The organism is Aureimonas jatrophae, from assembly GCF_900104035.1.
Taxonomy (GTDB): Bacteria; Pseudomonadota; Alphaproteobacteria; order Rhizobiales; family Rhizobiaceae; genus Aureimonas; species Aureimonas jatrophae.
Map to the genome: position 1 here is coordinate 1 of NZ_FNIT01000024.1, position 11,459 is coordinate 11,459.

The window sequence follows — 11,459 nt, forward strand, 5'->3', positions numbered from 1 at the left end:
CTGGACTACAAGAACCCCAACGCCGCCAACTACGTCGGAAACCTGCTCGATACCTCCCAGCAACTCGATAAAGCCCACGTCACAGGCGTGAAGCTGGCAGCCGGCGTTCATGGCGGCTCCACACTCACCCGTCCGACGTCACCTGAGCCGGACGATGATACCGGCGACACGCACGTCGGCGGCCCCGGAAACGACCGCATCATGGGATCCGACGGGGACGACACGCTCTACGGTGGCGGTGGAGGCGATACGTTGTATGGCCAAGACGGAGACGACACGCTGGACGGCGGCGGCGGCAACGACAAGCTCAACGGCGGTTCGGGGCACGACCTCATTCGCGGCGGTGATGGAAACGACCTCGTGCGGTCGGGAGACGGCGACGACACCGTGTTGGGGGGAAGTGGCAACGACGGTCTACGCGGTGAAGCTGGCAACGATATCGTCCGGGGCGGCGGCGGACGAGACATGCTGTGGGGCGACGCCGGAAACGATACGTTGGACGGCGGAACCGGCCTCGACAACTATCACGGAGGCGCTGGGAACGACGTCTTCGTTCTCGTAAAAGGTGAAATCGCCGACGATCGAATCAACGACTATTCGGCCGGCGACGCGATCCAGTTTCAGGGCTTCGACGATCCCGTCGTCACCCATCTCTACGGCAGCGTCTACCGCATCACAGATGCGGACCACGACAGCGCCGTGTTTCGCGTCGTAAATGCGCACGACGATGCGATCCACTGGCTGTTCGGCTAATCGCCTGCGCTGACGCCGTGTATTAGGTTATGCGTGTAGCTAACAATCGGGCGATGCGGTCGCTCCGAACTCACACGTCGTGATAGGATCGGAACCAAGACGCGAAGTGTCTCAATCCCTCCGACACCGGCGTGTTCGGCGCAAAACCGATGGCGTCGCGCAGTCTCGACGTATCAGCGCTCGTCACAAGGACTTCCCCGGGCAAGGCGTCAATCAGGAGCGTTTGCGCCTTGCGGCCGAGCACGCGCTCGAGTTCCGCGACAAACTCGATCAGGCGCACGGGCTGCGCGTTACCGACGTTGAACACCCGATGCGGCGTCCGATCTGCCGCAGGCAGGCGGTCCGGCTCGATCTCCACGAGACGGGTAATCGCCTCGATCGCATCGTCGATGAACGTGAAGTCGCGCCACATCCTGCCGGGATCGTGCAGCGTGATCGGTTTCCCCTGCACGATCTCCAGCGAGAACTTGTAGTAGGCCATATCCGGCCGCCCCCAAGGTCCGTACAGCGTGAAGAAACGCAGACCCGTGGAATGGAGGTCATGCAGCCCCGCCGAGGCATGGGCCATCAGTTCGTTGGCCCGCTTCGTCGCCGCGTAGAACGACATCGGCGTGTCGGCGCGCTCCCCCTCGCCGTAAGGCGCTATTGCGTCCGAGCCGTAGACCGAGCTGGAAGACGCGTAGATGAAATGACGGGGCATGATTCTGCGACAGCAGTCGAGTGCCGACACGAAGCCGGTCAGGTTCGAGTGCGCATAGCTCCAGGGATCCCCACCGGGATTGCGAACGCCGGCGCGGGCCGCAAGATGGACGACGACGTCTGGTCGGAATGGCGCCGCCAGTTCGTAAAGCCTCGCAGCGTTTGCAACGTCCACGGACTCGAACGTGAAGCGTGGCGCAGACAGCAGGCGTTGAAGCCGTGCTTCCTTCAAAACGACGGAGTAATAGGGGTTCAGGTCGTCGAGACCCAGAACGTCGTGCCCGATCGATAGAAGACGGGACGCCAGATGGTAGCCGACGAAGCCCGCGGCCCCGGTGATCAAGATACGACTGATCGGAACTCTCCTCGACGAGCCTCGCATTCGGGCACAGCGTCGACGGTTTGTTGGCGTGAGGACGGGACGCTGTCAACCGACCCATACGTTGTCGAATGATGTCCCTCGTCATGTCGCGTTTGCATTCCTGTCGCGCCTGTGACGCAAAGCTCCAGCGCGATGCACCACGTTACAACGACGAGCAGGTCATGCTTGGCGCCACGGTCGGGCGCGGGAACAGTTTCACGAACTGCGACAGGTATAGTATGGCCCGGGACTTCGCATGGAATCAGGCTATGCTGGTTGTGCTTCTCAAACCGACCGCGGGCATCGATTGATGCGCCTCCTTGCCCTTCTCCTCATCGGTGGCAGCGCGGCGTTGGGCCTCGCCGGGACACAAGTCTCCGAGCGGGCGGCCTTGGGCTATGTCGTTGGGCTGTGCCAAGCGAACGCGACCGTGACCGACTCGCCGATGCCGTGTCTCTCCGTCGATCGGCGCATGCAACGGCAGGATGGCTACGCCGTCGTGCGAGAACCTATCCACAAGAAGCGAACGGTCCTCACGTCGTTGGCCGCGATTCCCGGCATCGAAGACCCGATGCTACTTGATGCGCGTGCCCCGAACTTTTTTGCCGACGCGTGGAACGAAAGGGCCCGTTTTCTGGGAGGCTCCCGCTCCGGGGAGCCTGCCGGTTTCGTACTGGCTATCAATCCGCAATACGCCCGGTCCCAAGATCGATTTCACATCCACCTAGCGTGTCTTGAGCCGCGCAGCCTGCAACGATTGGCCGACGACCTGCCGAGGATCTCATCCGAACGCTTCACGGCGATGGGGCAAACGATGCAGGGCCGGCGCCTTTGGGCGATGCGCGTCGACGGAACAGACCTTGCCGTGAAAAACCCCCTGCAACTTCTCGCAGAGCATATGCCGGGCGCACGCGAGAGCATGGGACGCCATCTTCTGATGGTCATTCCGGAAGCATGGCCGGACGGGCGTCGCGGCTTCGTTCTGCTGACCAATCAACCGAACGACGGATCGCCTATTCTCTCCGTCGAGCCCTTTCTCGACAAGTCGTGCCTCGCGCACGCGGCCTGAAGCGACCATCTTGCTGCGAGCAGCCGCGCGTCGGCAGCGATCCCAGCGAGCCTTATCTGACCACAAGCCAGATGCGGGGATCCTCGGCGGACGAGACCTTGAGCCATGTGAGATCGGTTTGCCGCCAAGGCGTGATCCGGTTGGTTCGGTTGTCGAGCACGAGATCCCCGGACGTGGTGCGAATGACGAGGACGGCGTGCCCTTCACCGGCTGCGGTTCGGGCTACGGCGATGCGCAGGGCCGATGCCGGTATGCCTGACGCAATGAGCGCACGCCGCTTGGTGAGAGCGAAATCCTCACAATCCCCTGCAGCGACATCCGCTTCCCAATCGTCTCCGATATCGTTGCGCGGCGTGATTGATCGATTGATACCCGTGTTGATGCGGGTCACAAGCGCACGGTCCGCGCCGGACCAGTTCACCTCGGCTTCAGGGTAGCGACGACAATCGTCAGGATTGGTCACGCAGAAGCGCGAAAAGGCAAACGGCGGCAGCGTTTCCCGCGTGCCACTCATGCGCAAGGCTGAATGAGGTGGACTGGCCGAAACCGACGCCATCAGGACAGGCCCGGCGTATGCGCTATCGAGCGGAGCTACGGCGCAAAGCATCATTCCGAAAATCAGACCGATCGATCGCATGTTGCTGTCCACATTTCGAACAGCTTCATGAAACACGTCGCGCGCTACGTCCCGGTTCAATCCGGACGTGCAATTTTCCGCAAGTTACTGCTAAATTTGAACCAAATCTGCTTCCGCGGATCGCGCCGCCGGAGCACCGTTCAAACCCATCAAGTCACCAGGCATTCAGCTGGCGCTTGCCAAACGGACGGCGGGGACGACGACCTTGGTCCGTCCGATCGAATAGTAGCTGATACCGGCATCCCTCATCGCATCCGGCGAGAAGATGTTGCGGAAGTCGACAATCACCGGATCGGCCAGCAAACGCTTGTACTCTTCGATCGGCTTGTCGGCGAATTGCCGCCACTCCGTTGCGATCACGCACAGATCGGCACCGCGCAGCGCCTCGTCTACGGATCCGCTGTAGCGGATGGCGTCTCCGAGTATGGATTTCGCATGCGCCGCCCCCTGCGGATCGAACGCCCGGACATGCGCGCCCTGTTGCGACAAATGTTCGGCGACCAGGATCGCGACGCTGTCGCGCACGTCGTCCGTATCCGGTTTGAAGGTCAGGCCCAGAAGGGCGATCGTCTTGTTGCGGACGTCCCCACCGGCCGCCTCCACGACCTTGGCGACCATGCGATGAGGCCTCATCCGGTTCACGGAGATGACGGCCTCGACGATCGTTGCCGGACTTAGAGCCTTCTCACCGATATGGACCATGGCAAGTGTGTCCTTCGGGAAGCAGGATCCCCCGTAGCCCGGCCCCGGCTGCAGGAAGGCGCGCCCGATCCGCCGGTCGCTGCCCATTCCGCGAGATATGTCGCTGATGTTGCCACCGACCTTCTCGCACAGATCCGCCATCTCGTTGATGAAGCTAACCTTGGTCGCGAGGAACGTGTTGGCGGCGTACTTGATCAGTTCCGACGAGATGATGTCGGTCGAGATCAGTTCGAACCCCTGGGATGTGAAGGGCGAGTAGAGGGCTTCCAGCGTCTGGCGGGCACGCTCGCTGTCGGTCCCGATCACGATGCGGTCCGGCTTCATGAAGTCGCCGATCGCGTTGCCTTCCCGCAGAAATTCCGGGTTCGACGCGACGTCGAAATCCAGGGTCGGATTGGCACCCTCGATGATGCGGCGGATCTCGAAACCCGTTCCGGCCGGCACGGTCGATTTGGTGACCACGACGGCGTAGTGATCGAGAGCCCGTGCGATCTCCTCGCTGGCGGCGTAGACATACTGAAGATCGGCGTTTCCATCGAGCTTGCGGGTCGGCGTCCCGACGGCGATCAGGACGACGTCGGCATCCGCAACGCCCTCGGCGATCTCCGTCGTGAACCGCAGCCGCCCGGCTTCGACGTTACGCAGAACGACCTCGTCCAATCCTGGCTCGTAGATCGGTATCTCGCCACGGCGCAGCGCCTCGATCTTTGCGGTCGCCTTGTCGATGCAGGTGACGTGACAACCGACATCCGCAAGGCAAGCGCCGCTCACGAGCCCGACGTAGCCGGTGCCGACAACGGCGACACGCGGCAACTCGGGTGCGATCTTGGAAACGTTGCTCATGCTCGAAACACTCGCGTCTGTTGTCATGGTGATGCCTGCGTCCGTCCACGCCCCGACCGCTGACCGCGGGCGCAACGTCTTGTCGAAGTGATGCGTCACGCGTTCCCGCGTGACACCGGTTGTCAGCGCGCCGATGCCTCGCGCGCACCGTCGGTCGCCGGCGCGTCGCTCGACGACGCGGCACGCACGCTTTGAGGCTTCAAGCGGATCTCGATCGTATCGCCGGGCATGAGCGGCACGTCCTCGCCGACGTCGCTCCGGGTGAAGTCATCGCCGTTCCGGCGCACCAGCATCAGGGACGGACGCTGATCGCCGGTCAGGCTCGAAGCCGACTGCATATTGCGGCGCTCCATAGCCTTCCCGAGATCGGCCTGGGCCTTGGACAACGTCACACGCGCTTCCTGAAGGGCGGCGAGATTCGTCATCCGGCCGTCCGTGTCGACTTTTTCCAGCGAGCGGCGAAGGTCGACCAGTTCTCGCTGAAGGCGTGCAACCTCTGCCGAGGTTTCCAGTGAACGCGTCGAGACGAGGAAGACCGCACGTTGCGCATCGTTCAAACGTGCAACCTGCGTCAGCCCCTTGCGAAGGAGTTCCTCGACGCGTCGCAACTCCTCTTCGTAGTTGCGGGTTTCCGCTTCAAGGTTCTTCTGCGATTGCGTCAGCAGCTGCGCGCGCGTCTCTGCAGACTGAATCGCCTCGCTGATGGCAGCCTTGGCCCGTACGCGGTCATCCACATCGGCTTGGAAACGCTGCTGCGCGGTCTGCTTGATCCGGTCCACCGTCGGAGCATCAAGATCACCGACCGCGAGACCGGCAAAGTCCGGCTCCAAGGCGTTCGCAAGTTCCGACTGGATCCGCAGAATGTCGACCTGTGCCTCCGTCACACGCGAAAGCGCGTCGAGATAGGCATCCTGAGATCCGGCCAAGTCGAGGCTCGGGTCCTGTCGGCTCCGGAAGGCGCTGTAGCCGCCCGCCAGAGCGACCGCTTGCCGGACGGTCATACCGAACCGGAACGGCTGCGCGCCGGGTGTCAGCACGTCGCCCGAGATGTAAACCGGTTGGTACTCGGCAACATCGACGAGCACGCCCTCCGGGTAAATGACGTTCCAGATCGCACCGCCTTGAGCGTCGACCCCGGATGGATAAGAGGTGTTGCGCAAAGCGGCGACGATCTCATCGCGCAGGCCGTCGATCGTCTGACCGGCGGCCTTGAACTGTCCCGCCAGCGGGATGCGAACGGTCCCATCCGACGTAACGGCGGCGCGCTGGCTCAGGGACTCGTTGCCGACGATTCGGAAATCGACGACATCACCCGGTTGAAGCCGGTAGTCCTGCGCAACTGCAGCGCCCAGCGTGACGGCGAGACCGGCAACCGCCAGCACCCCCGACCGCAGCGATGAGAATGCCATCCAACCAGTCACGAATGCATTCCTTTGAATGTTATCGATTTTCGGCATTGACGATCTATGAGTGGGTCAGGTGCGTCAACCCCGCCGCAGCGTCTGTCTTCGCACTTGCGAAGAAATGCAAGGCGCTCGGGACCAAACTCCGGACTTCATGCCAGCGTGCCTGCCGACATGGAATCACCGCCGATTGCGACGTATGACACTCGCCTGCGACCGCAATGCGACGACACCATCGCAACCCGACGTCGGACGATACGATGAAGCATTCATGATCATGCATGTCCGTCCTGTTTGACATGCCGACGCGACGCCAAGTGCTGACCAGCGCAGCGACGGTCGCGTTCGGATTGGCGGCCATAACGAAGTTTGCAGCAGCATCGTCCCAGCGCCCCGATGTAAAGAAGCCGCGCTCGATCGTCACGTGGGGCCAATCAAACGGTTCCTACATCGTTAACTTCGCGGCTGAGCCATGGGATCGCGCAATGGCGCAACTCATCTCCGGCAGCGACGTCCGGATCGTCCAAGGCGCGACGGCCGGCAGCTTCCTGCGAGGCTCTAGCGCACGCGACGGCGACAGCTACTGGGTCGATCAAAGGACAGGCCAGGATCGGTTCGGCCCGGCCGGCATATTCTTCGAGGCAGCGATCCGCGAGGAGTTGCGGCAAGGACGTGAGATCTGCGCATTTGTCGGAGCGGGCCACGAGAGCGAGGCCGGCAAACTCAACAGCTCCGTTGATCAGCTGAGATATGAGCTTGCGCAGGCGTGGGTCTTCGAGAAGGCCCGGTCCATCGTCGCGGAAGCCGGACTGCAGCCGCCGCCGGTCTTCATCTCGCCAATCGGTCGACGGGGTGAGCCGGACTACCGGTTTTCGGACGGTGTCCAGTCCATCCGGCGCATCCAGAACAAGCTCGTCGCAACCCGAGATTGGCTCCATCTGCTGCCGGAAACCTACGATATCCCGACCGACGGCGGCGCCCACCTACGCACGAAGGAAGAGCCGAACGGTTACGTTCTCGCGGCGCCTCGCCAGACCCGCAAGATCGCACAGACCTTGGGTGCACCCATACACGGCGGCGTCGACGGACCGCGCATCGTCCGGGTACGCCGACGCGCAGACCAAGTCACGGTTTCGATCGAGCTCGACGGGGGCACCACGCTACGAGCCGCCGGAGCCATCGACGGCTTCCGCTACCGCATCGCGGGGACAGACATTCCCATCAGCGATGTCCAGCTTACCGGGCCGACGGAGGTTCGATTCAAGCTGCCGCGATCACGGCCACGCGGCACCGAGATGCTGTTTTATGGATACGGTGCGCTGACCGGCACCGAACCCGGTCGGATCCTTCGCGACGATCAGGATGTCGCCCTGCCCCTTCGATGGTTCGAAGGCTCCCCGACGATCGAGTGAGCCCTGCCCCGTCAGGACATGATGGCGCGCAGCCGCGTCTTCAGATCCCCCAGACGGGTCCTCTGAAGCTGAAGATCGGGGACATATCCGCGAAAGTCCGTGATCTCCGGCGGATGACGCGGATCGCGCGTGGGTGGCGCCCATAGGACGGAGATGCCGTCAGGCGTGATCAGGCGAGCCAGCCGTGACGGCAGCAGACGGCATACCCAGGATTCGAAGCGTACGAGCGCGGGCTTGGCCTTCAGCGATGGCTTCTCGACGCACCACCAAGAGAATACGGCGATGGCAATCGCGAAGGGCATCGTCAGCAGAAAGTTGAGAAGCCAGTTCTGATGGTCGCCCAGAAGCGCGGCGACCGCTTGTTGGATCGGGAAGCCATAAAGGAACAGGCCGTACGAATAGTCGCCGCTGAGGAGGAGTTTCAGGCGAGGCGGATGACACAGTCCGAGGAAGGCGGTGACGTAGGCAAGCGGAAGGGCGACGAGATAATCCCCTTTCGGGATCAGCAGCAGTGCGACCGTCGCAATGAGCGCGACCGCGAACAGAGCGGGACTCCAGGCCACGCGCGCTCGGAACTGAAACAAGAGAATGCCGGCGAGGAAGCTTGCGACGAGGATCATTCCCGGCACGATCGGCGTCCAGGCTGGATCGGCGATCATCGCCCAGAGCAGCATGGCGACCTGACCGACAAACAGCGCGATCAGGAGAAGGCCCCGTCGCGTGCAGGCGCCGAACAGCGCAAGAGCCGCGAGAATGACGTAGCACTTCAACTCGTACGGAATGGTCCACAACTGTCCGTTGACGGTGGACGGCACCGGGTTGTCGAGGAAAACACCCGGAAGCACGAAGTGGATCTCGCCGATGATGTTGAGAAAATAAGCGTAGAAGATCGGAGACGAGAAATACTCCGACAGCGGCAAGGCGGTAAAATACGGGCCGAGCAGCAGGGCCGAAAGGGTCACCTCGACGGCCAGTGCTGGCACGATTCGGAGGATGCGTAGACCGCCGAAGCTGATCAAGGTCGCCGAGCGAACGAGACTGCCAGCGACCAGGAAGCCGCTCAGCGCGAAGAACATCGGCAGGATCAAGGCGGCGATGCCGCGGGCGGGCGTCGAGAAGAACGCGACCGCCGCGGACTGGCCGTAGCTGACGTTGATCGTATGCTGCAGGATCACAGCCGCGGCCAGACCCAGCCGCATGTAGTCGAACCCGGCCGGCCGATTTTCGGCAAGGCGCATCTTCCGTTCAAGCGTCAGGGCGGAACCGCCCACGTCGGGGGAACTCATGATCGACGACATCCCGTTGAGCCGAACCGCCTCTGCAAGGCAGACATCGTCGTCTATAGTTCAGCGACGCGCCCGTTCCAATCCTCACGGGTTGCCGCCGCAGATCCTGTGATAATCCGGCCGATCAGCAACCGTCAAAGCGCACTCGATCTGGGTATCCGATCCGCTTCCTGCGGACCTTACTGGACGGTCGGAGCCTGTTCCACGGTCCCGATCACGCGAGCCGGAACCCCGCTCGCGATCGAGAAGGGCGGGATCGTACCGGTGACCACGCTACCCGCCCCCACGATCGATCCCCGACCGATCCGGGCACCCTTCATGACCTTGGAGCCGGTGCCGATGAAGACGTCGTCCTCAATGACGACGGGGCGGCTGATCGCAGGCCAGTCCGGTCGAGCGTAGCGACGTCCCTCGGCCGGGCGATTGTGAAAGTCCGTGTCGAACACCATCACGTCGGCTCCGAGCAGACACCGCTCACCGATCGTCACCGAGGCGGCCGAGCAGATCGTCCCACCGCTGATACCCGTATCGGCCCCGATCTCGATGCGCCCCGTGTCACTCAGGATACGAAGGATCGACGGCGCGCGGACGCCGAGCGCCGTGCCCTCGGGACGATTGATCAGCACCACGCGATCGCCGAGCGTCAGCCGTCTGAGATCACCGCTCGTGATCGGTAGGCCGTAGAAACGCACGTCCCGACCGAGCCTTGCGTTCCGTTGCCGGAGGATGGCGCGGGCACAGATGGTCGAGACCTTCCAGACGATCTTTCGGAACATCGCGTCTTTCCTGCCGGCTCATGTTGCAGCCCTTAGCCCCTTAGCCCCTTAGCCCCTTAGCGGTTCGGCGGAAGACGCGGAAGGGAACTCTCCGCTCCGTTTCGCTCAGCGAACTCCCGACATGCCATCGTCGGCAGCGGATATCGCGGTATGATACGATGCGACGCCGATCCGGTGACGCCGAAACCCTGAAAACGAAGCATTCTGATGATTGAAATGGGAAGGCGGCGTCGTTCTGCCGGGGCGATGCTTGTGGGCAGCCTGATCCTGACGGGCTGCAGTACGGCTGGCCCGTCCGTCGTCGCGCCCCGCGATTCGTCGCCGCGAGACCGGGACGCCATCGCGCAAAGTGCGCCGTCGCGCGTCCCGCCCCGCTTCCGTCGTCAGTCGGTCACCTACCCGTCTGCCTATGCACCGGGAACACTCGTCGTCGACAGCACGAATCGCTTTCTCTACCTGATCGAGCCCAATGGTCGTGCCCTGCGCTACGGCGTCGGGATCGGCATCGGAGGTTTCGCATGGTCCGGCGAAGGGACGATCGAGCGGAAGCAGGCATGGCCCCGATGGACCCCACCAGCGGAGATGGTTGCGCGCGCTCCGCAGCTATCGCGCTACCAAGGCGGCATGGCGGGGGGCGGCATCAATCCGCTCGGCGCGCGCGCCCTGTACGTGTACCAGAACGGTCACGACACGCTTTACCGCCTGCACGGCACCAGCGAATGGTGGACGATCGGCCAAAGCGGATCGTCGGGTTGCATTCGCCTTTTGAACGCGGATGTCATCGATCTCTACGAACGCGTCCAACTGCGCGCCCGCATCGTGGTTCTGCCGCAAGCGTCGCGCGTGCGGAGCCGCCTCGGCTGAACCAGCCTTGCTGAGCGTAAGGTGCATCCCATCATATCAATTTTAGGAAAATTCACGAGCAGTCATTCCGAATATATTGTTCGTGTTGCTTGTCCCGATTTTAAGCCGCGCAAAGCATTCTCAAGGAAAGTCGCGATCAGGCGCGGCCACGGAGAACGAAATGTCGGCACAATCCATCACCGTTTCCAACTCGATCGAACTTGCGACCGCTCTGCGTACGGCGAAGGGTGGCGAGACGATCTATCTGAAGGGCGGAAGCGAGAACTATACTGTCTCCTTGAACAACACGAGCTATACGAGCGCGGTCACGCTCAAGTCGGCCGACGGTGCGGACAAGGCTGTCTTTGAATCGCTGAAGCTCGCCAACGTCTCGAACCTGACCGTCGACGGTGTCGAGTTCAACTCCGTCGGCGCGACGCGGCCGACCTGGATGACCGACGTCTTCGTCGAAAACTCGAAGAATATCGCGGTGCTGAACTCCGTCATGACGGGGGGCGCGACCCAGTTCAACGACGGCACGGTCACGGTCGCCTCGAACGCGGTTCGGATCAAGGGGACAGATGGTTTCACGTTCACGAACAACGAGGTGTCGCACTACAACTTCGGCATCCAGGTGACGGGTTCGGACCGCGTCAGCATCCAGAACAACGACCT

The 11,459-nt window shown here is 62.6% G+C and carries 11 protein-coding genes; 5 read left to right on the plus strand and 6 right to left on the minus strand.

Going from position 1 to position 11,459, the window contains the following annotated elements:
- The coding region (locus BLQ76_RS21500; protein ID WP_090677320.1) for a calcium-binding protein at nt 1-753 on the plus strand (753 nt) is incomplete at its 5' end.
- A 70-nt stretch (nt 754-823) separates the two neighbouring features.
- Here BLQ76_RS21500 and BLQ76_RS21505 read toward each other — a convergent pair.
- Nucleotides 824-1,795, minus strand: coding sequence for an NAD-dependent epimerase/dehydratase family protein (locus BLQ76_RS21505; RefSeq protein WP_244519775.1), 972 nt, complete (start codon nt 1,793-1,795; stop codon nt 824-826).
- 274 nt (nt 1,796-2,069) lie between these two features.
- Between BLQ76_RS21505 and BLQ76_RS21510 the strand changes: the two genes are divergently transcribed.
- Nucleotides 2,070-2,882, plus strand: a complete 813-nt coding sequence (locus BLQ76_RS21510) for a CDP-diacylglycerol diphosphatase (protein WP_090677326.1) — start codon at nt 2,070-2,072, stop codon at nt 2,880-2,882.
- A gap of 52 nt (nt 2,883-2,934) precedes the next feature.
- On the opposite strand, the gene BLQ76_RS21515 is transcribed toward BLQ76_RS21510, so the two are convergent.
- The 3 genes from BLQ76_RS21515 to BLQ76_RS21525 form a co-directional block, all read right to left on the minus strand.
- Nucleotides 2,935-3,579, minus strand: coding sequence for a transglutaminase-like cysteine peptidase (locus BLQ76_RS21515; RefSeq protein ID WP_183193173.1), 645 nt, complete (start codon nt 3,577-3,579; stop codon nt 2,935-2,937).
- 105 nt (nt 3,580-3,684) lie between these two features.
- On the minus strand, nt 3,685-5,064 hold the full coding sequence (locus BLQ76_RS21520) for a UDP-glucose dehydrogenase family protein (RefSeq protein WP_090677339.1): 1,380 nt from the start codon (nt 5,062-5,064) through the stop codon (nt 3,685-3,687).
- Nucleotides 5,065-5,186: 122 nt separating this feature from the next.
- Nucleotides 5,187-6,521 (minus strand): polysaccharide biosynthesis/export family protein, encoded by a 1,335-nt coding sequence (locus tag BLQ76_RS21525; RefSeq protein WP_090677342.1) that lies wholly within the window; start codon nt 6,519-6,521, stop codon nt 5,187-5,189.
- Nucleotides 6,522-6,748: 227 nt separating this feature from the next.
- Between BLQ76_RS21525 and BLQ76_RS21530 the strand changes: the two genes are divergently transcribed.
- On the plus strand, nt 6,749-7,879 hold the full coding sequence (locus BLQ76_RS21530; protein WP_139184094.1) for a hypothetical protein: 1,131 nt from the start codon (nt 6,749-6,751) through the stop codon (nt 7,877-7,879).
- Between the two features lie 11 nt (nt 7,880-7,890).
- Here BLQ76_RS21530 and BLQ76_RS21535 read toward each other — a convergent pair whose 3' ends face one another.
- Entirely contained in the window at nt 7,891-9,165 is a 1,275-nt protein-coding gene (locus BLQ76_RS21535) for an acyltransferase family protein (RefSeq protein ID WP_170842721.1), read from the minus strand.
- A gap of 179 nt (nt 9,166-9,344) precedes the next feature.
- Complete coding sequence (locus BLQ76_RS21540) at nt 9,345-9,941, minus strand: acyltransferase (protein WP_090677353.1); 597 nt, start codon at nt 9,939-9,941, stop codon at nt 9,345-9,347.
- 246 nt (nt 9,942-10,187) lie between these two features.
- Here BLQ76_RS21540 and BLQ76_RS21545 point away from each other — a divergent pair, with 246 nt between their 5' ends.
- Nucleotides 10,188-10,805: a L,D-transpeptidase gene (locus BLQ76_RS21545; protein WP_244519776.1), complete on the plus strand. Its 618-nt coding sequence runs from the start codon at nt 10,188-10,190 to the stop codon at nt 10,803-10,805.
- Between the two features lie 160 nt (nt 10,806-10,965).
- On the plus strand, nt 10,966-11,459 hold a 494-nt coding region (locus BLQ76_RS21550; protein WP_139184095.1), incomplete at its 3' end, for a hypothetical protein.